This window comes from Sutterella massiliensis, assembly GCF_016899755.1.
Classification (GTDB): Bacteria; Pseudomonadota; Gammaproteobacteria; order Burkholderiales; family Burkholderiaceae_F; genus Sutterella; species Sutterella massiliensis.
In genome coordinates this window covers 138,153-158,489 of the sequence record NZ_JACJJC010000001.1, presented here as the reverse complement: position 1 = coordinate 158,489, position 20,337 = coordinate 138,153, and the positions used below count along the sequence as shown (strand labels likewise).

Genomic DNA, 20,337 nt, shown 5'->3' with positions numbered 1-20,337 from the left:
TTGGTAAGATCTTAAGGCCTTCGGATGTCCGCATGCGTGTCCGTGCCTGCGTGCAAACGCGCGGCTCGAAGCGTGTAACGGGAAGAGGACCTTGAGTGAACGCCTTGTTCCTGCCGTACTTAACCAAAGTAAGCGTTCACTAATAATTGCTTTTCGAAGGTTGCGTTAACTCCCTTCAACTTGCGCACGTTTCGTTTCGAGTGCCTCCCATCGGTCGAAGCTTTCGGTGAGCAACACCTCGATTTCCTTCAGCCGTTCGTTGTCAGCCTTGATTTCCTGCGGGTCTCGAGCGTGGTAGCCCGTCTCGCTCATTTTGGCAATCAAACCCGTTTGCTCGGTTTCAAGTGTTTCGATCGTCTGGGGAAGTACCTCAAGTTCTTTGAGCTCTTTGTAGCTCATGCGGAGCTTTTGTATTTTGGGCTTGATACGCACGGGCGCGGCAGGTTTGGGGGCGGACTTCTCTTCTTTTGGGGTCGGTCGCTGCGCGAGCCAGTCGGAGTAGCCGCCCACGTATTCACGCCAACGGCCGTCGCCTTCGGGTGCCAAGACTTCGGTAACGACATTGTCGAGGAATCGGCGGTCGTGACTCACGAGGATGATCGTACCCGGGTAGCTCATGAGCGTCTGTTCGAGAAGCTCCAGCGAATCGATGTCGAGATCGTTCGTCGGCTCGTCGAGCACGAGCAGATTGGCCGGCAGTGCAAAGAGCCGGGCAAGGAGCAGTCGGTTGCGTTCACCACCGGAAAGTGAGCTCACCGGGACTTTGGCACGCCTCGCCGGGAAGAGGAAATCGCCGAGATACGCAACGATGTGCTTGCGTTGACCGGCAATTTCCACCCAGTCCGAGCCCGGTGCAATCGTTTCTGCAACGGTTTTGGTGAGATCAAGTTGCTCACGCAACTGATCAAAGTAGGCGATCTGCAGGTTGGTACCCAAGCGGATCGAACCCGAGTCGGGCGCGATTTTTCCCAAAAGAAGCTTAATGAGCGTGCTTTTACCGACGCCGTTGTGCCCGATGAGACCCAGACGGTCCCCGCGCATCAGTGTGAAGTCGAGGTCTTTAACGATCGGGCGATCGCCGAAGGACTTGTTGAGGCCCTTGACTTCCACAACGATCTTGCCGCTCTTTTCGCCCGCATCGATTTTGAGGTTGATGGAACCGAGGCGTTCGCGGCGTGCAGCGCGCTCGCGGCGAAGCTGCTCGAGTCGCCGCACGCGACCTTCGTTACGAGTTCTGCGTGCCTCAATGCCCTTGCGGATCCAAACCTCTTCCTGCGCCCAAAATTTGTCGAAGCGACGCCGTGCGAGCGACTCCGCCTCGAGCTCTTCCTCTTTTCTGGCTTCGTATGCGGCAAAGGTGCCGGGATAACTACGCAGAACGCCGCGGTCGAGTTCGACGATGCGTGTGGCGACGTTGTCTAGGAACTGTCGGTCGTGCGTGATGACGACGAGCGAACGTTGGTTCTTGAATTCGTTTTTGCAAATCTCTTCAAGGCGCGAGATCGCCGTGATGTCGAGGTGGTTGGTCGGTTCGTCAAGAAGCAGTAGGTCGGGGGTGAGCGCGAAGGCAAGCGCGAGAGCCGCCCGCTTCTTTTCTCCGCCCGATGCTCGCTCGGGCGAAGCGTTTGCGTCGAGTTCGAAGCGGTGCATGTATTCGTCAAGGCGCGCAAGCGTCTGCCACTTTTGCGGTGTGTCTTCAAGCGCGTCAAGACCGCCTCGCTTGACGAGGCTCTCTTTGATTGTTTCGGCTGCTGGTAGAAGCGGCTCCTGTTCCACGTAGCACGTCTTCAGGCCGTCCTGCCTCTGGATCAATCCGTCGTCAAGTTTGAGTGTGCCCGCGAGGACGGCAAGCATTGAGCTTTTTCCCGTACCGTTTCTGCCGATGAGGCCGACACGTTCTCCTGTTTCGAGAGAAAAGGCTGCACCGTCTAAAAGCGGGAGATCCCCCCAGGCGAGACTGGCGTTGAGTAGGGTGATAAGAGACATGCTGCAATGAATAAGAGTGTCGCTGATGAAATACAAACGTGTTGAGATGGGACGCGTTAACTGTGTCGCTTAATGGTTAGGCTGACCGAAAGTTGAGGCGCTGTCCGTTTGAGGCTCTACAGAAAGTTCGGGCGGTATCGTTTCGACGGCAGTCTCACGATGTAGGGGCGCGAAGTCCTGCGAAATCGGCGAGGGTGCAGCGCCCGAGGGCATTTGCGCGGCGGTCCCGTTTTCGGGAAGCGGTTTCGGTTTGGCAGGAAGCATCGGTGTCGGTATCGGGTCGGGCAGCGACTGCTGCGGATCGATCACGATCGACTTGACGTCCGTTCTGCGTACGTCATTGAAAACTTCGTCAACTTGAACGAGCGGTTTGTCGCTCGCAGGCGACACCGCTTCGGTCGATGCGTTTGACTCTGTCAATCCACTCACTGCAGCGGTGTCGGGCGACTCGATATGCGGCAGGCGCGTCTGCGCGACTGCTTCTGGCTCAGCCTCAAGGAGCTCTCCCGACTGAATGACGATTGTCTGCGGCGTACGAAGGACTTCGGGCGAGAGTTGCCTGTCAAGCGTCAGGTGACCCGTTTCACCGTCAAACTGAATGCGTTGCTCCTTGCTCGACCAGAGGCGTGCAAGTTCGTAGGCGTCGGCGCCAAGTGCAAAGAGGCGCTTGGCAGCGAGCGAGTAGGGCATGGCACTTTCGAACCGGGCGGTGAACCCTTGCGCATCGTATCGAACGACGATCGGACAATCCGAGAAGACCATTTTGTCGAGGTCGTAGGCAAGTGCGGAGGCGGTCGAACTTTCACGTGGGTCGCCTGGGTTCGACGCTGAGGTTGCCCAGATGCGCATCTGCTGATGCAGGCGGTTGCGCACAAGGCTTGCACTCTGTGCATCAAGTGCGAGGAGTGCCGCTTGGAAGGGCGGCTCCGACGTGGCGATTTTGGCGCGGCGTTCGGCATTGATGGCGGCGATGCGACGCTTGAGCGCAGTGGTCCCGGCTGGGTAGTCCTTATAGGCCTGTGCTTTTTTTGCCTGGAAGACGCTTTCTTCTTCTTCCGTGAGTGTCGGCTCGGTGCGCTTTTGCAGCGTAGGCAGTGTCTCATCGGTGACTTCGATCACTTCGTACGAAACATTGGCGTGCGCGAGCGTTTGTTCGAAAGCTTCGGCGATTCGCTGCTCCCATGCATCCGACGAGGTGATGATGGCAACCTTCGCTTCTCCGTAGCGTTCGGAGGCGGCGGGTAATGCTTTTGCGGCAAGGCCGGCGATGTAATTCGCTTCGGACTCCGTCGAGACGGACATCATGATGAGGTTCTCAGGGGCTGCGCCTGAGAGTGCCTGCGAGGGCACATTCAGAGCAACCGTCGGTAACGGTAGCGATTCGCGATATGCGAGTTCCGTGACCGCATTTCGTTCGAGCGGTCCTACAACGACATCCGCTCCGGACGCGATGGCCGCTTCGAGCTGGTTGTCGAGCGAAGCAGAGCTTGTAGCCTCAATGAGAAGGATTTCGGCAGCCTGCCCACTTGTTTTGCTCGCCGCTGTAAGGCCGTTGCAGACGATTTTGGCTGCGGCCATGAAGGGCGAGCCGTCTTGCGGCATCAGCACCGCGATCGTGAGTGGCCGCCAGGTCGGCATCGGCGCAGCCTGTTCAGCCGGACTCGACGTCGACGCTGTCTGCGCAAGCGAGCTCGCCGCCGCATCTGTGCCCGCCGGCAAGGGCTGTGCGATCGTTTCCGGTTCGGTGCATACCCCCAAAACGGGTAAAGTTAAAAGCACAACGCTGATACAGCGGGCAGCGAACGCCCGATTGACTTCCAACATGACTTCTCAAGCAAATTTTTGGTCTGAAAATTCTTTGATGACAACGGCAGGCCTGCCGGAGCAGACGGTGCCTGACGGCGCACTTTATGTGGTCGGTGTCCCCATCGGAAATCTCGGCGATATAACGCTGAGGGCGCTTTGGGTTCTTTCAAGAGTAGATGCGGTAGCCGCGGAAGATACCCGGGAAACGAGGAAACTTTTGGACAGATTCGGCCTGTCGCCTCAATTGCTTTCCGTGCGTGAGCATAACGAACGTATGGGCGCAGAGCAAATTGTGGCGCGGCTTTCTCGCGGCGAAAAAGTTGCGCTTGTAACGGATGCGGGAACGCCGGCTGTTTCTGATCCGGGGGCTCGCGTCGTCGACGCCGTGTACGAAGCGGGGCTGCGCGTCATTCCGATTCCGGGGGCGAGCGCCGTCGTGACTGCGCTCTCGGCGGCCGGGCTTCTTGGTTCGGGTTTCCATTTTGTGGGTTTTGTGCCGCCGCAGGCCAAAGCACGCCGTGCGGCTCTGGCAGAACTCGCCGAGCACAAAGCACCCTTTGTGCTCTACGAGGCGCCGCATCGCGTGGTTGATCTGCTGAAGGATCTCGGTGCGGCTCTGAAGCCTGAGCGGCGTGTCGTTGTTGCTAGGGAACTGACGAAGCGCTTTGAAACGATTACCCGTCTCACGGCAGGTGAGCTTTGTGCGTGGGCACAGGAACATGAACCGCGAGGGGAGTATGTAATCCTGATTGATGAAATGCGTACAGCGGCGGTAGGCTTAAACGAGGAGGCGCGCAAGTGGCTGAGGGCGCTTTCCTCCGAACTTCCTGCCTCCCGGTTGTCTGCCGTTGGCGCCAAGGCGACGGGACTTCCCAGGCAGGCAATCTACGATTTCCTCTTGGACGGCAAGCGGGAAGAACAATAACGAGTCCGGTGCCTGTCCGAGATTTCGCGCACTCATCAAAAAAAGACTAGGAGTCCGCCTAATGACAGATATGCCCAAAAAAAATACGGACAACCCTCAACCGAACAGCGCCATTCCTGGCGACAAGCCCGACGCCAGGCAACAGATCACTGTTCCTCAGGCCGAGGCACGGCAGGCACCCGAAGCCGCTCACGAAGGAGCGCCTGAGCAGCAACGCGTTCAAGCGTCAGAAGAGACCGTCGGAAAGACCCCTGCGGGCAAGCGCGTTCCGCCCCTTTATGCCAATGAAAAAATCGATCGACCTCCACGCTTTCGCAACAGTCGTGACATCCTCAATCACATCAAGCATTCGATGACGGAGCGTGGTCACGCCCGTAAAGAGGACATCATTAACGACATCTTGTCGGGGCAGTCGCCGGAAGATCGCGAAGCGATTTTGCGCGAACTCTTGAGAGAGTTCAGTAAGCATCGCGGCAAAACTGCGCAAGAAAAAGAAGCTGAGGACAACCAACTCAACCCCGACTGGACCAAGGGCGCGTATCCCTATGTCAACCGGATGCGCAGAAAGGTCTATGAGTCCGAAAAGTATCGTCTGCAGGTCGAGCTGCTCAAGCTTCAGGCTTGGGTGAAGGAGACTGGTCAGCGTGTTGTCGTCCTCTTTGAAGGCCGTGATGCCGCTGGCAAGGGGGGTACGATCAAGCGTTTCATGGAACACCTCAATCCACGCGGCGCACGCATCGTTGCTCTCGACAAACCTACCGAAGTCGAGCGGGGGCAGTGGTATTTCCAGCGCTATATTCAGCATTTGCCCACTAAGGGTGAAATCGTTTTCTTCGATCGCTCTTGGTACAACCGCGCAGGTGTCGAGCGCGTCATGGGCTTTTGTTCCGATGAGGAGTACTACGAGTTCATGCGTGAAGTGCCGGGTTTCGAGCGCAACCTGGTTCGCAACGGTATTTATCTCATTAAGTTCTGGTTCTCGGTGAGCCGCGAAGAGCAGCGCCGGCGCTTTAAAGAACGCGAAGTGTCTCCCTTGAAGCGTTGGAAACTCTCGCCGATCGATCGCGCTTCACTCGATCTTTGGGATAACTACACTGCTGCCAAGGAGGCGATGTTCTTCTCGACGGATACGTCTGAGGCGCCCTGGACCGTCATCAAGAGCGACGACAAGAAGCGTGCTCGCCTAAACGCCATGCGCTACGTGTTGCACGCCATTCCGTACGCACATCGTGATCTCAAGGCCGTCGGCCCCGTTAATCCGCTCATCGTGGGACGTGCGAGCGCCATGTTCGAAACCGCCGAAAATCGCGGCGGTCTGGGCGGTCTCGGTATAGGTCATCACGGAATGAGCGACGAGGTGCCCAGCTATCTGCCGACAGGTAAGAAGAGCGATCGTAAGCTTAAAAAGTAATCGACAGCTTTCTAAGCTGCAAAACAGAGAAAGGACCGCGTTTCGGCGCGGTCTTTTTTTCGTGAAGGAGTTGTTGTGATCTGAGATGCTTTGTGATTCAGCAGTCTCGAAGAATTTGTCAAATGCGTGTTTCACGTGAAACATGTTGACCGCTGCTGGTGGGACACCGTGAAGAAAAGTTTGTTGCATACGAACAGTATGTATGTTTCACGTGAAACACCTCGGTGCAGAGAGCGATGCAAAAAGGCCCCGACTGTTGCCGAGGCCCTTCTGCGAAAAATAGCCGAAGACTTACGAGCGGAGCGTAACCTCACGCGTCTTCGACGAATGAATATTGCGAACGAGCCCGCCCAAGAGTTCGGAAAGCTCTTCAATCAGATTCGAGTTAGAGATAACGCCTACAATCGTGCCGTCTTCGCCAACGATCGGTAGGCGGCGGATGCCGAATTCACGCATGCGGGCAAGCGCCGTGACCATACCTTCATTCGGCGAGGCGGTGACGACGGGAGCGGTCATAACATCTTTGACTTGCAGCTCTTCGGGGTTGCGCTTGAGGGCGACGACTTCAATAGCGATGTCGCGGTCCGTGATCATGCCGATCGGCTTGCGTTCGTCATTGATGACGACGAGACTGCCGACGTGCTCGGAACGCATCTGGGCCGCGCATTCCTGAATGTTCTTGTCGGCGGTGATGGTTGCCACGTCGTGGACGGCCATATCAATGACTTTAAGGGAACGGGTACGCATCTCGAAATAAGGAAAAAGAACACTCGGAGAAAAAAGCAATTCCCAAGTGCTGGTGGAGTAGGAAAGCGAATTCGATTGTATCGAAAAAAGAAAATAGAGGCGGCGGGTCCTCAATTTTCGGGCACTTCAGAAAGCTGTCGAATTTATTGCGCTGTGATTGCGATTCGTTCGAAAGCGTCAAAGTCGTAGAGGCTCTTGTCCATGAGATGAGATGCGGAGACGCGCTGCAGGCTCATGAACGTGTTATAGACGCGTCCGGGGAATTCACGATCCCAGTCGCGAATGAGTGCTTTGATTTCTTGACGCTTGAGATTTTCGCCGGCGCCGCAGATACCCTTTGCCGCGAGGGGATAGCTGCGAATTTTGGCCATCTTTTCCGTTTCTCGTTCGCGAACGTACACGAGCGGCCGGATGACGATGTTTTTTCCGTCATCGCTGCGCAGCTTGGGCGGCATAGCCTTCATACGGCCGCCATAAAAGAGGTTGAGGAGAAATGTGCCCACAACGTCGTCCATATGGTGACCGAGTGCGATCTTCGTGCAGCCGAGTTCGCCTGCAACTCGGTAGAGGATGCCGCGGCGCAAACGTGCGCAGAGCGAGCAGACGTTCTTGCCTTCCGGAATAAGACGTTCGATGATCGAGTTGGTGTCCTGATCTTCGATGTGATAAGGCACCCCTGATGCGGCCAGATGCGTTCTGAGCGATTCGAGGGGAAATTGCGGAATGTGCTGATGGACGTTGACTGCAATGAGGTCGAAATGAATGGGAGCACGCTCGCGAAGCGTCTTGAGCGCATCAAGAAGTACATAACTGTCTTTGCCGCCGCTCATTGCCACCATAACCTTGTCGCCCTCTTCAATCATGTTGAAGTCAGTGATGGCTTGAGCGGTGAGGCGAATGATGCGCTTCTCGAGCTTGCGCTGCGAGACGGAGAGTTTATTGCGGTCGGTGAGAAGCATGCCGGACGAGTGGTCGCCTTCGCGGCGAAAGACGGCTTCGGTCTCGGTCGGCGCGGGAACAATGGGAATAACGTGATCAGTCATCGGATTCGAAAGTTTTGGAAAAGGATTCGCCGACGCGCCACTCCTCAATGCCGATCGCGTCCGCGTCGGGATAGGCGTCGGGTTTGGCGCTTGCCAAACGGACGAGTACAACGGAGGGCAACGCCGCGATCTGTTTGATGAGACGGTCGACCAGCGTTTCCTGCAGATTCGTGTGCCCAACAGCTGCCTGCCGCAGAATGGCGCCGATGCGGTCGTAATCGAGAACAGCCTCGAGCGAGTCGGTACCGACAGGGTGCTTGAGCGCCCAGACGTCGCAGTCAAGCGTCAGCTGTTGCCGATTTGCCTTTTCATGGTCGTAGACGCCGATGGAACAGGATAGGGCGAGATTGCGGAAGAAAATGCGTCGACAGTGCGTCTGCAAAAAAATAGGATCGGGGATGCAGGTCTTTCGGGTGAACATTTATTTGGAAAAACGAATTACAAGAAAACTTGAGCGAGTGAAGCGGCGCTTTAAAATGACGAAATCATGCGATGGGCTTTAGTTACATTCATCTTTCTGATCGTCATTCTTACCTGCATTCCGACGCTTCGTCGCTTCGGGCTTGGCAGGTTGCCCGGCGACATCAGCTTCAAGGTGTTCGGTCGACAGATCGAACTGCCTTTCATGAGCACGATTCTGCTTTTCATGGCTGCCGTGCTCGTCGGGAAGCTTCTCTAACTGCCTTCAGACGCTTGCCAAGCGGCGCGAACAGCATCGCATCGTGCATTCAGTACGGCCGATGCAATGTCGCGCGGGTTTGTCTGCGTTTTTGCGACGGCGCCCGCATTGACACTGCACCACGCTTCAAGCGCCGCTTCAATGCGCCGCTGCAGTTGTTTTGCCTGCGAGCCGAGCGTTTCGGGGAATACTCGACTTCCGTACTCGAGCAACAGCATCATGCGATCGCGTCGGCGCAGCGCGTCGGCTTTGAGAAATACTTCCACGGCATCTTCGGCCGAAGCGAGTCGCTTTAGCGGTACTTCAATGCGTTTCAGTGTTTCGGCAAAGGAGACGGTGTCGGCGCTGGCTCTGATCGAGGTTAAAAAAGCTTTTACGTGCCTTTCGTCGGCAAGTTCCGTCGTGAGCGCAGCAAACCGCATGCTGACAGGAAGTCCCGAGAGAATGCAACGGTGAAGTGCTTGCCTAGTCGCCGAGCCGAGCGGAATGTCGGCGTAGCGACGCATCCAGAAACCGCAGGCTTCAAGTACGTCGAGCATGCGGGATGGGACGGGACAAGCAAGCCCCTTGGCGAGCTCAGCCAGCACGCGTTCGGGTACGAGCGCATCGGCTTCGCCGCTTTCGACCATTTGTCGCATCAGCGCCATCGTCTCCGGTGCAACGGAAAAGCTCGGGAATCTTGCCGCAAAGCGAGCCAACCGCAGAATGCGGACAGGATCTTCTGCAAACGCGTCACTTACATGTCGTAGTACGTGCGCTTTGAGGTCGCGCATGCCGCCGTAGGGGTCGATGAAGTCACCGCTTTCGGTCATGGCAATGGCGTTGACGGTGAGATCCCGGCGCTTCAGGTCTTCTTCGAGCGTGACGTCCGCTGCTGCGTGAAACACAAAACCATGGTAGCCAGGCGCCGTTTTGCGCTCGGTTCGTGCGAGGGCATACTCCTCGTGCGTTTTCGGATGCAGGAAAACGGGGAAGTCTTCTCCGACGGGTTTGAAGCCCCTGCGGATCATGCTTTCGGGAGTTTCGCCGACGACCACCCAGTCGCGGTCGTTCGGGCGGGCGGCGGAGCCCTCGGCGCTTAGAAGCAAATCTCGAACGAAGCCGCCGACAATGTACGTTTGCATAGAGGCGTAGTTAAGGAATGTTGGGATTCGTTGCGCTGCTCGGCTGAACGGTGCTGATGAACTGCGTGAAATTCTTGATCGGATCTCCGTCAAGAAGACTGTAGGTGAGCGTGTTCGCGAGCACGTTCTTCACGTAGGTACGCGTTTCGAAAAACGGGATGGTTTCGATAAAAATCGCGCTTTCCATCGGTTTTTCAAGTGCAGCGCGCCAGCTTCTTGCTCGTGCGGGGCCCGCATTATAGGCGGCGGTCGCGAGCACGTAGCTCGAGTTGAGGTCCGAGTAGAGAATATTGAGGTATGCGGTTCCGAGCACCAGATTCATCTCCAAGCTGGTCAGATGTTCTCGGTCGTAAGCCGTGATGCCGAGCTTTTTGGCAAGCCATTTCGCCGTAGCAGGCATGACCTGCATGAGGCCTTGCGCTCCGACCGAGGAACTTACCGTCGGAATGAAGCGGGACTCCTGTCGGATGAGACCGTAGACCCAAGCCAGCGGTATTTTTTGCGTGCTGCACACGTGCGAGAAGAGCGAAAAATGCGGCATGGGATAGCGTTGAGCGATGTCGACAGTTTTCTCGCCCGAGCGCTGGCTCGTGTTGATCATCCTGTGAATGAGAAGATTCTCTTTGGCGTAGGCGGCCAGAACAATGTAGTCGCGCTCTTTCAATCCTCGCATTGCCCAATTCCACTCTCTGTGACCTTCGACATAGAGATGCATGCGGTAAAACGCACGCGCGCGCGCAATGCTCGGATTGCTTCCCCAGGCATTGATTTCATCGCTGCGGGGCGGTTCAAGCGGAGGTTTCCCCACAGGGTAGGGGCGCCGGATGGCATCGGCCGCGAGTCGACCGTAAAACGTGAGCCGGTTCGCAATGCGCTCGAATTCTTTGGCGGCTTCGCCAGAGAGGCCGCGTGCCGAAAGCGCTCGTGCGCGCCAGTAGATCCAAGTCTCTTCATTGCGGAGCGATGCGGGCATCGCGTCGATGATTTTGTTGAGCGAATACCAATTGCCTGCACGCATGGCCGCTCGAGCCTGCCAAGCCTGTAGCTGCTCGGCATTGACGACGAGCTGCGGGCGTTGCGTGAAGGCGCGTCCGGCTTTCCGATACCAGGCGAAGGCCCTGTCGTCGAGATTCACCGTGGCTTCGTAACCGATGCGCATCCAGACGAGCGATCGCCAGAAGGCGTCGGCCTTTTTGTCAAGGCACTTCTCGGCGATTCGAGCCGCGCGCTCGGGTGACGAGTGGCTCATGCGAAGCGCCGCAAAGACCGCTAAGCGAGCTGGCAGCTTCGAAAGGTCTTTTTGTCTGCGCATCCAAGTATTCGGACGATCGATGATTTCGTGCAGCCGAGAAAGGGATGCAGGGAGCTCGGGGCGCGGGACGTCGCGCAGCGCATACTTGACTTCGTTCCATCGTCCGTGCTGCAGGAGAATTACAACGCGCGGCCACGCCCAGGAACGGTCTCGTGCGACGATGGCGTCGCCGAGCGATCGATAGGCTTTCGAGTGTGGTGCCGAAGCGTCGCGATAAAGGCTTTTGGCATCGTTGAGCGCTCCCAGACTCGGTTTGGTGTCGGGGGTGCCAAGCGTATAAATGGCGTGCCAAGCGGCAATTTCGGGATCGGTTTTGTTCCAAGCGAGGCGCTTGAAGAAAAAGTCGAAGCGTTCCGCATTCATTCGCTCTGCGGCAAATTGCAGATATTCGAGCGCAGCACGTTCGCCGATATAGTCTTCTGGATGCAGTTCAATGAAGCGTTCGAGCGCGAACGTTGCTTCGGGCGAATCGGGTTCTTTTTTCAGACGAAGCGTTAGTGTCCAGAGCTCGATGTAATCCTTGAGGAGATGCGTCGAGAGAATGGGGGCGAGTTTTTCGAGTCGAGCGAGGTCTCCACGGACGTAAGCTTTCCGCGCGTCAAGAAATACATTGTCAAGCGGTTCGGGCGGAACTGCGTAAAGCGCTACGTCGAGTGGATCAACGACCGGTTCGTTGAGAAGTTCCGCTGTGACGCGCCCTGCGGCATCGGTCGCCTCATCGGCAGCCGCTTCGGTGAGACCGCTCTCGAGCAGCACCGGTTCTCTGGCAAAAGCACGGTCGACGCTCAGAACGACTTCGGCAGGGTCGACCGCGGCCGCGGATTCCTCAATGATGAGCACTTCACCGTCGGCCGTATTGAGCGACTGTAATCGCTCGGCAATGGTGACGGGGACGAATCTGTGGGGAATCGGCCGTATGAGGGGGCTTTCCCCCGATTGTGTCGACTGAGATGCCTGCGGATCGGCGGCGTACGCCGCCTGCGCAAGCGCAAGGCTCGCGAGCAAAAGCGAAGCCGCGCACGTTCGGCGCCAAGAGGAAGCTAAAGACATCTCGTTTCTGCGGAAATACAAGGAATACAAGCCGTTAATATAACGGGCCATCCGAGAAGTTTTTTGAGAATGACTCAGGTACAGATGTCCGAAGCCAAAATCGAACGCCGCAAAGCTTTGCGTGCATTGCGTAGCACCGAATTGATCGATGCAGAAGAAAAAATTGTCGGCAAACTTGCGCGCCTCCTCTCAGGGAACGCGGTCAACGAAGCCGAAAAGCGCCTCGCAGAAGCGCTCAACGCGGTGCGCATTGTCGGCATCTATTCACCGCTTTTGGGCGAACCCGATCTGAGGGGGATTTTCTGCGATTGGCTTGATCTGGGCGAAGGCCGAACGCTGGCACTGCCCTTCATTGATGCTGACGACATGATGAGTTACAGAGAGTGGGATCCAGAGGCTGATGGCAACATCTGCCGCGATGCCAAAGGCATTATTTCCTCAACGGGGCATGCCGTTGAACCTGCGGCGCTCATCATTCCCTGCGTGGGATATTCAAATGCGTGTCATCGACTCGGCAATGGCGGTGGTTTTTTCGACCGCTACATTGCACGTGTTCGTCAAGCTGACGGGGCTGCACCTTTTCTCTGCGGCGTCGCATGTGATGCCTGCACTGTTTCGCCCTCGCTCTTCGAGCCTTGGGATGAGCCGCTCGATTGCATTCTGACGGAGTCGAAGGTGCTGTTTCGTTAATTAAAGATCCCGATAAGGAGCTTTTGACTCTGATGATTCCACAAGAAACGGCCGCTTGGCGTGAATGCTCAAGCGGCCGTTTTTAATCCGGATCCGACGCTTCTGAAGGCGAAAGCTCTTTGGAGAAAGCGCGCTTCAAGCACCTCAAGGTCGGATTAGTAGCGGTAGTTTTCCGACTTGTAGGGACCTTCCTTCGGAACGCCGATGTAAGCTGCCTGCTCGTCGGTGAGCTCGGAGAGCTGAGCGTTGAGGTTCGTGAGCTGCAGGCGTGCAACCTTTTCGTCGAGGATCTTCGGCAGGATATAGACACCCACCGGGTACCGTTCGGGGTGGCAGAAGAGTTCAATCTGCGCGAGCGTCTGGTTGGCGAACGACGAACTCATCACGTAGGAGGGATGACCCGTAGCGCAGCCGAGATTGACAAGGCGCCCTTCGGCAAGGAGCGTGATTCGGTTGCCCGATGGCAGCGTGATGTGGTCGACCTGCGGCTTGATGTTTTCCCAGTGATACTGGCGCATCGAGGCAACGTCGATTTCGCTGTCGAAGTGACCGATGTTGCAGACGATTGCTTCGTTTTTCATCGCGATCATGTGTTCGTGCGTGATGACACGGACATTGCCCGTCGCAGTGACGAAGATGTCGGCCTTGTCCTTGGCGTAGTCCATCGTGACGACACGGTAACCTTCCATCGCCGCCTGAAGCGCGCAGATCGGGTCGATTTCGACAACCCAAACCTGGGCCGAAAGCGCGCGCAGAGCCTGTGCGCAGCCCTTACCTACGTCACCGTAGCCGACTACGACGGCAACCTTACCAGCGACCATAACGTCGGTGGCGCGTTTGATGCCGTCAACGAGCGACTCGCGGCAGCCGTAAAGGTTGTCGAACTTCGACTTCGTTACCGAGTCGTTCACGTTAATGGCGGGAACCTTGAGTTCGCCACGCTGATGCATCTGATAGAGACGATGCACGCCCGTGGTGGTTTCTTCCGTGATGCCCTTGATGTGCGCGAGACGCGTCGAATACCAGTGGGGATCGGCTTCAAGGTGCTTGCGAATTTCGGCAAAGAGTGCCTTTTCTTCGTCGGACGTCGGATTGTCGAGCACGCTGATGTCGTTTTCGGCGCGAGCACCAAGGTGCAACAGCAACGTTGCATCGCCGCCGTCGTCAAGAATCATGTTCGAGAAACCGCCGTCGGGCCACTCGAAAATGCGGTGCGTGTAGGACCAATACTCTTCGAGCGATTCGCCCTTCTTGGCAAAGACGGAGACACCGTCTTTAACGATGGCCGCGGCAGCATGGTCCTGCGTTGAGAAAATGTTGCAGCTCGCCCAGCGAACCTCGGCGCCGAGAGCAGTAAGCGTCTCGATCAGGACGGCCGTTTGAATGGTCATGTGCAGGGAGCCCGAGATGCGCGCGCCCTTGAGCGGCTGCGTGGCGGCATATTCCTTGCGGATGGCCATCAGGCCCGGCATTTCGACTTCGGCGATCTGGATCTCCTTGCGGCCCCAGTCAGCCAGGTCGAGGTCGGCAATAACGTAATCGTTGGCGTTCATTGTTTGTCCTCTAGTTGGGAAGTCAGGAAAAAAGAGCGCCGTTTTGAAATGAATGACCGAGGCGCACGGTTTTGCGCGCTGTGGTCGGTCGCTACTGCCGAGCCTGGCAATCGCGGTATCGGCGATCGTCGCAGCGCTCCTCGACAGAGGACGTATGGATGTCGGCAGTCAGAGCGGGTACCGACAAAAGCGGCGGCTATTATAGGCCGCCGCCCGAGGGTTTTACAGATTTAGGTGAGTAAGTATTTGCTTTCGCTAATATTTACTCAGCCTGAAGGCGATTAATGGCTTCACTAATTTCAGTATCAGTCGCATCGGTGCACTTCGTTACAGGTGCTTGAGCGAGGGCGTCTAGCCCTTCGGTCTTGATGCGACCGATCCACTGGCCGGCATCGCGCCCGGATTCGAAGCCGCTCGAGATGAGGAGTTCCTTGCCGGCGGCGACAAGTTTGAAGTAGAAGAGTCCGTCTGCTTCGCGATATTGCTTGAAGAGCGTATCGGCGCCGGCCTTTTTCGCCTTCTTCTTTTTGCCTTCGGCAGCCGGAGCAGTCGTAAAGGATTTCAGGCCCACGGCGTGCATGAGGTCGGCGAGGAAGGGTGTCGCGATTGCACGTGCCTTCTTCGCACCCGCCTGCAGGATTTCTTCGAGCTTTTCGGGATGTGCCATGAGCTCTTCGTAGCGCATGCGCATTGGGCCGATTTCAGCGTCGATTTTTTCCGCCAAACGCTTCTTGGCGTCGCCCCAGCCGAGGCCGTCGCAGAGTTCTTGACGGAACGCGGCTGTTTCTTCTGCGGTTGCAAAAGCCTGATAGAGCACGGCGAGCGAGGAGCTGTCCGGATCCTTCGGTTCTCCCGGCAGGCGCGAATCCGTGACGATGCGCGCGATCGCTTCGTCGAGCGCTTTGCGGCCGCCCTCAAAGAGCGGAATCACGTTGTTGTAGGACTTACTCATCTTGCGGCCGTCAAGCCCCGGGAGCACTTCAACATCACTGCCACCGGTCGCCTGCGGCAAAACAAAAAAGGGTTTGTCAGCAGGCGCATAGAGATTGTTGAAACGCTGTGCGGCCTCGCGTGCCATTTCAAGGTGCTGAATTTGGTCATGGCCGACGGGCACCTCGTTGGCATTAAACATCAGGATATCGGCTGCCATGAGCACGGGGTAGCAGAAAAGCCCCATCGAGACGTCCGCATCCGGGTCGCGGCCTGCGGCGACGGCGGCATCGACCTTGGCTTTGTAAGCGTGGGCGCGGTTCAGGAGGCCCTTCGACATCACGCAGGAAAGCAACCAGTTGAGCGTCGGGATTTCCGGGATGTCGCTTTGGCGGTAGAAAACGACGCGCTCAGGATCGAGTCCGCAGGCGAGCCACGTTGCCGCAATCTGCATGCGGCTGCGCTCGATGCGTGCCGGATCCTGGCACTTGATGAGCGCATGCAGGTCGGCGAGGAAGAGGAAGCTTTCAACGTCCGGATTCCGGCTGTCCTGAATGGCGGGGCGGATCGCACCGACATAATTGCCGATGTGAAGGGTACCGGTCGTGTTGATGCCGGTGAGCACGCGTTTTTTCATGATCGATGCTTTCTTACGAGACGAAATGAATGAGGTGTATGGAACGCCGCTCAAATGACGCCGCAGAGAGGACTTCGCGGGCGGCGAATAGAAGATATTACATCGCAGGGCAAGGGGTATCGGCACTCGAAATCCCGTCGTGACGCTAAAGGGCGGGTTTGCCGCGTCAGCACCTATACCAACGAAAAAGCCGGTACGGCACACGTGCCGTACCGGCCAAAGGCAAATCAGGCAATCGTTAAGCAATCAACGGCTTTGCGCTCCAGCGGCTCTCAGAAGCCGGCCTGGACACGAAGCGCTTCGGCCTTGTCCGTCTTTTCCCAGGTGAATTCCGGCTCTTCGCGGCCGAAGTGGCCGTAGGCGGCCGTCTTCGAATAGATCGGACGGCGCAGATCGAGCATCTTGATGATGCCGCGGGGACGCAGGTCGAAGTTGGCGCGAACGAGCTCAGCGAGCTTGGCATCGCTCACAACGCCCGTGCCACGTGTGAACACCGTGATGTTCATCGGTTCTGCAACGCCGATCGCGTACGAAACCTGCACGAGGCAGTAAGAAGCCAGACCGGCGGCAACGATGTTCTTGGCCACATAGCGGCAGGCATAAGCTGCCGAGCGGTCGACCTTGGTCGGATCCTTGCCGGAGAAGGCGCCGCCGCCGTGCGGGCAATAGCCGCCGTACGTATCGACAATGATCTTGCGGCCGGTGAGACCGCAGTCTCCCTGCGGCCCGCCGACAACAAAGCGGCCGGTCGGGTTGATGAGGAACTTCGTGTCCTTGAGCCATTCGGCCGGCATGACCGGTCGGATGATTTCCTCGACGATCGCTTCAATGAACTCGGGCTTCATCTGGGTGCCGAGGGACATGTCGGGCGAGTGCTGCGAGGAGATGACAATCGTATCGGCGGCAACGGGCACGCCGTCGCGATAGCGCAGCGTCACCTGACTCTTGGCGTCCGGACGCAGGAAGGGCAGCGTGCCGTTCTTGCGCACGAGTGCCTGGCGCTGCATGAGCTGATGCGCGTAGTAAATCGGTGCGGGCATGAGCGTCGGCGTTTCCGTGCAGGCAAAGCCGAACATGAGGCCCTGGTCACCGGCGCCGAGGTTGAGTTCGTCATCTGCAGCCTTGTCCACGCCCTGCTTGATGTCCTGCGACTGCTTGTCGTAGCCCACGAGTACGGCACAGCCTTTGTGGTCGATGCCATATTCGGTGTTGTCGTAGCCGATGCGCTTGAGAACGTTGCGAGCGAGGTCGATGTAGTCGACCGTGGCGTTCGTCGTGATCTCGCCGGCCATGACAACGAGGCCGGTCGTGCAAAGGGTTTCCGCGGCAACGCGGCTCAGGGGATCCTGCTCAACGCAGGCATCAAGGACGGCATCGGAAATCTGGTCAGCCACTTTGTCCGGGTGGCCTTCACTGACAGATTCCGAGGTAAAAAGATATTCGCTGGCCATTTCGCCAATGCTCCGTAATAGGAAAGTTGAAAGGCAGCGCCTAACGCAGTGGCTCAAATGGTTCCGTGCGACAGACGCTTTAGCGGTATTTCGTTCGCCCCGCAAGTTGTCTTCTTAACTCGGCGATCCGCGCATCATACTGCGCGGCGACAAGACTTGCTAGTCGAAAAGGGGGCAAACGCAAACGCGTGTCGACGCACGGCGACGGCTCCGAAAAGAAAACGTTAAAAATCAAGGCCCGAAATGCAGGGCGAAGTTTCTTAAAATAACCAGCCTCTACTGAAATTCTTCGGGCACTGACAGAGGGCTCCTGCATGCATTGGGTGATGCGGCTGTTGGCAAAGCTGCCACTGCGGTTTTTACAAGTTGTCGGCGCGGCGATCGGCGAGTGTGCGTTTTGGCTTTCGCCGACTTATCGGCGCCGAACCCGCGCGAATCTGCGCGCCGCGGGCTACGAGGATCGGCGCCTTTTCAGCCGAGTCGGACGCAATGCCGGGCGTCAGGCGATGGAAAGCATTTGGGTGTGGTACCGCCCGGTCGAAGACGTACTTAAGGAAGTGCATGCGACCGAACGTGCGAGCAAGCTGATTGGTGATGCGATGCGAAGCGGTCGCCCGATTGTCTTCATGACGCCGCATATCGGGTGCTTCGAGGTGTTGCCCGTCTGGCTGGCGGAAAACTTTTTCCGCGAAACCGGTCGAAACATCACGATTCTTTACAAGCCGCCCAAGAAGAGTGTGCTGCGCAAACTCGTGGGTGAAGCCCGTCAAGCGCCTGGCATTGAGGCTGTACCGACGAATCTCAACGGCGTCAAACGTGTCATCCGTAATCTGCGCGCTGGACACACATTCGGCGCACTTCCCGATCAGGTTCCCTCGCGGCACGGCGACGGTGTTTGGGCGACTTTTTTCGGCCGTGCTGCCTATACGATCACGTTGCCCGTCAAGGTGGCCAAGCAGTTTGATGCGATTCGTATTTTTGCTTGGGGTACGCGCGAGTCACACGGCTGGACGCTTGATGCTGAAGAGTGGGATGTGCCGCTTACAGGCGACGTCCTCGTTGACGTGGAGGCGATGAATCGCCACATCGAAAGCATCATTCGCCGCATGCCTGCGCAGTATGCCTGGAGCTACAACCGCTACAAGTGTCCAAGAGGCATCACGCGGCCGGCAGAGGCCGCCGAGCAGAAATAAGAAGGGCTCTTTTATGAACAATTTTTTCGCCCGCCTGTGGGTGGCGCTCGTGAAGCGCCTTCACGGCGTGTCCATGCCGATGCGCTGGCGGCTCGCCAGATTTGCCGCATTTGTTCTTTGGCGAGCGGTCCCGAAGCGACGTCACGTCATTCTCACGAATCTGCGGCTTTGCTTTCCTGAACTCTCCGAGGAAGAGCGTGTAGCGCTCGCAAAGCGCGTCTATGTGCGCCTAGGCCGCGCGGCAATCGATCACGGCACGCTCTGGATGGGGACGCGCGAGGAAGTTCAGGCACTCGTACGCTTCAAGGGGCTTGAACATCTTCTGACGCCGGACGGGCGGCCGACCATCTGCATATCGCCTCATTTCGCTGGACTCGACGCTGCGGGCATTGCGCTCAATACATACGTACGCGGCGTTTCGCTTTATCAGCGTCAGAGTAATCCGGTTTGGGACGAGGCGCTTCTCAAGGGGCGGCTCCGCTTTTCCAATCCCGTTCTGATTCCGAAGAGTAACGGCAGCGACCTGCGGCCCGTGATGCGTGCGATGCGTGAGGGGTTGCCTTTCTACTATCTGCCCGACATGGATCACGGGCGGCGCAATTCTGTTTTTGTGCCTTTCTTCGGGGTTCAGGCTGCGACGATCCCGATGGTGTCGCGACTGGCTAAGGTCATGAAGGCAAAGGTGCTCTGGAGCTTTGCCGTGATGACGGAGGACGGATATGAAGTCGAAATTACGCCGCCGCTCGAAAATTTCCCGACAAACGATCCCGAAGCCGATACGAAGCGCCTCAACGAGGAGCTTGAGGCCCGCATCCGTCAGCACCCCGACCAGTATCTCTGGGTGCACCGGCGCTTCAAGACACGGCCTGAAGGCGAACCGAGCGTGTACTGAGCATTGAGGGTCGAGCGAAAATGAATCTTTTGCCCTTTACGAAAATGCAGGGTGCCGGCAACGATTTCGTTGTACTCGATGGCATGACGCGGCTGCCACCCGTTGACGAAGCCTTCATTCGGCGTTTAGCCGATCGAAAATTCGGCGTCGGCTGTGATCAGGTGTTGCTTCTTGCGCCTGTCGAAGCCGATGACGATGAAGCGGATTTTCGCTATCGAATTTTCAACAACACGGGTGAAGAGATCGAACAGTGCGGCAACGGCGCCCGTTGCATCGCGCGTTTTGCGATTCTCAAAGGCTATGCGCGCGGTCCACTTGTTCGGCTACGCGTGAAGAAGGGTGTGATCAGCGTTGTCGCCGAGTCCGATAGCGAACGCATGACGGTGGACATGGGGGCGGCAAAGCTCGACTATGCCGATATCCCATTTGACCCCGAAGGGCTCGTTCGAAGGCGAGTGGGCGGCATGATGCAGTACGGTATCTGGCGTTCGGATGTGGGCGAGTATCTGTGGCTGTGCGTCGTCAATCTCGGTAATCCGCACGCAGTGATTTTCGTTGACGGCAGTGTTGACGACGTACCGGTTGGCGAGCTGGGGCCGTTCGTGCAAAATTGCGGGCACTTCTCCGAGGGCGTCAACGTGGGCTTTGTTGAGGTACTCGACGAGCGACGGGCACGCATTCGCGTTTACGAGCGAGGCTCCGGTGAAACGCTCGCCTGCGGCACTGGAACCTGTGCGGCGTACATTGCCGGGCGGCTTCAGGGGCGTTTTGATGAGGAAACGGCCTTTTACGCGCGCGGCGGCGAATTGCTCTGCCGCAGCATAACAACGCTCGAAAGCGTGACGCTCTCGGGCAATGCGTCCGTGGTTTTTGAGGGCGCCTTTCCGATTTCGGATGCGTGATTCGCC

17 protein-coding genes and 1 riboswitch are annotated in these 20,337 nt (G+C 57.4%); of the genes, 7 read left to right on the top strand and 10 right to left on the bottom strand.

Going from position 1 to position 20,337, the window contains the following annotated elements:
• Nucleotides 1–165: 165 nt before the first annotated feature.
• Together H6A60_RS00730 and H6A60_RS00725 are read right to left on the bottom strand one after the other, a co-directional pair.
• Entirely contained in the window at nt 166–1,986 is a 1,821-nt protein-coding gene (locus H6A60_RS00730) for an ATP-binding cassette domain-containing protein (RefSeq protein WP_205101426.1), read from the bottom strand.
• A 69-nt stretch (nt 1,987–2,055) separates the two neighbouring features.
• A complete protein-coding gene (locus H6A60_RS00725) occupies nt 2,056–3,588 on the bottom strand; it encodes a penicillin-binding protein activator (RefSeq protein ID WP_439145067.1) in 1,533 nt (510 codons plus the stop codon).
• Here H6A60_RS00725 and rsmI point away from each other — a divergent pair.
• A complete protein-coding gene (rsmI, locus tag H6A60_RS00720; protein WP_338054815.1) occupies nt 3,563–4,717 on the top strand; it encodes a 16S rRNA (cytidine(1402)-2'-O)-methyltransferase in 1,155 nt (384 codons plus the stop codon). The two genes, H6A60_RS00725 and rsmI, sit on opposite strands and share 26 nt — an antisense overlap.
• 61 nt (nt 4,718–4,778) lie before the next feature.
• Nucleotides 4,779–6,128 carry a polyphosphate kinase 2 gene (gene ppk2, locus H6A60_RS00715; RefSeq protein ID WP_239477492.1) on the top strand — a complete coding sequence of 450 codons (1,350 nt, stop codon included), beginning with the start codon at nt 4,779–4,781 and terminating at the stop codon, nt 6,126–6,128.
• Between the two features lie 291 nt (nt 6,129–6,419).
• On the opposite strand, the gene H6A60_RS00710 is transcribed toward ppk2, so the two are convergent.
• The 3 genes from H6A60_RS00710 to H6A60_RS00700 all read right to left on the bottom strand — a co-directional run bounded on the left by H6A60_RS00710 (nt 6,420) and on the right by H6A60_RS00700 (nt 8,300).
• Nucleotides 6,420–6,875 carry a CBS domain-containing protein gene (locus H6A60_RS00710; RefSeq protein ID WP_205101424.1) on the bottom strand — a complete coding sequence of 152 codons (456 nt, stop codon included), beginning with the start codon at nt 6,873–6,875 and terminating at the stop codon, nt 6,420–6,422.
• A 143-nt stretch (nt 6,876–7,018) separates the two neighbouring features.
• The gene (ttcA, locus tag H6A60_RS00705) at nt 7,019–7,918 is read right to left on the bottom strand and encodes a tRNA 2-thiocytidine(32) synthetase TtcA (protein ID WP_205101423.1); all 900 of its coding nucleotides are present in this window, start codon (nt 7,916–7,918) and stop codon (nt 7,019–7,021) included.
• Complete coding sequence (locus H6A60_RS00700) at nt 7,911–8,300, bottom strand: dihydroneopterin aldolase (RefSeq protein WP_239477491.1); 390 nt, start codon at nt 8,298–8,300, stop codon at nt 7,911–7,913. The genes ttcA and H6A60_RS00700 overlap by 8 nt, the downstream gene beginning before the upstream one ends.
• 105 nt (nt 8,301–8,405) lie before the next feature.
• Here H6A60_RS00700 and H6A60_RS00695 point away from each other — a divergent pair, with 105 nt between their 5' ends.
• On the top strand, nt 8,406–8,597 hold the full coding sequence (locus H6A60_RS00695) for a DUF2905 domain-containing protein (RefSeq protein WP_205101421.1): 192 nt from the start codon (nt 8,406–8,408) through the stop codon (nt 8,595–8,597).
• Here H6A60_RS00695 and H6A60_RS00690 read toward each other — a convergent pair.
• Entirely contained in the window at nt 8,594–9,721 is a 1,128-nt protein-coding gene (locus H6A60_RS00690) for a tRNA nucleotidyltransferase/poly(A) polymerase-related protein (RefSeq protein ID WP_205101420.1), read from the bottom strand. The two genes, H6A60_RS00695 and H6A60_RS00690, sit on opposite strands and share 4 nt — an antisense overlap.
• A 10-nt stretch (nt 9,722–9,731) precedes the next feature.
• Nucleotides 9,732–12,083, bottom strand: a complete 2,352-nt coding sequence (locus tag H6A60_RS00685; protein WP_205101419.1) for a lytic transglycosylase domain-containing protein — start codon at nt 12,081–12,083, stop codon at nt 9,732–9,734.
• A 69-nt stretch (nt 12,084–12,152) separates the two neighbouring features.
• Here H6A60_RS00685 and H6A60_RS00680 point away from each other — a divergent pair, with 69 nt between their 5' ends.
• On the top strand, nt 12,153–12,773 hold the full coding sequence (locus H6A60_RS00680; protein WP_205101418.1) for a 5-formyltetrahydrofolate cyclo-ligase: 621 nt from the start codon (nt 12,153–12,155) through the stop codon (nt 12,771–12,773).
• Nucleotides 12,774–12,928: 155 nt separating this feature from the next.
• Here H6A60_RS00680 and ahcY read toward each other — a convergent pair whose 3' ends face one another.
• The 3 genes from ahcY to metK form a co-directional block, all read right to left on the bottom strand.
• Nucleotides 12,929–14,326: an adenosylhomocysteinase gene (ahcY, locus tag H6A60_RS00675; protein WP_205101417.1), complete on the bottom strand. Its 1,398-nt coding sequence runs from the start codon at nt 14,324–14,326 to the stop codon at nt 12,929–12,931.
• 26 nt (nt 14,327–14,352) lie between these two features.
• Nucleotides 14,353–14,474, bottom strand: a riboswitch (S-adenosyl-L-homocysteine riboswitch).
• Nucleotides 14,475–14,588: 114 nt separating this feature from the next.
• Nucleotides 14,589–15,893, bottom strand: coding sequence for a tryptophan--tRNA ligase (locus H6A60_RS00670; RefSeq protein ID WP_205101416.1), 1,305 nt, complete (start codon nt 15,891–15,893; stop codon nt 14,589–14,591).
• 272 nt (nt 15,894–16,165) lie between these two features.
• On the bottom strand, nt 16,166–17,344 hold the full coding sequence (metK, locus tag H6A60_RS00665) for a methionine adenosyltransferase (RefSeq protein WP_205101415.1): 1,179 nt from the start codon (nt 17,342–17,344) through the stop codon (nt 16,166–16,168).
• A gap of 314 nt (nt 17,345–17,658) precedes the next feature.
• On the opposite strand from metK, the gene H6A60_RS00660 reads away from it, so the two are divergent.
• From H6A60_RS00660 to dapF, 3 genes are read left to right on the top strand one after another with little or no spacing between them, the layout of a single operon-like run.
• Nucleotides 17,659–18,537, top strand: coding sequence for a lysophospholipid acyltransferase family protein (locus H6A60_RS00660; RefSeq protein WP_205101414.1), 879 nt, complete (start codon nt 17,659–17,661; stop codon nt 18,535–18,537).
• Between the two features lie 13 nt (nt 18,538–18,550).
• On the top strand, nt 18,551–19,429 hold the full coding sequence (locus tag H6A60_RS00655) for a lysophospholipid acyltransferase family protein (protein WP_205101413.1): 879 nt from the start codon (nt 18,551–18,553) through the stop codon (nt 19,427–19,429).
• Between the two features lie 20 nt (nt 19,430–19,449).
• On the top strand, nt 19,450–20,331 hold the full coding sequence (gene dapF, locus H6A60_RS00650; protein WP_239477490.1) for a diaminopimelate epimerase: 882 nt from the start codon (nt 19,450–19,452) through the stop codon (nt 20,329–20,331).
• Nucleotides 20,332–20,337 lie beyond the last annotated feature (6 nt).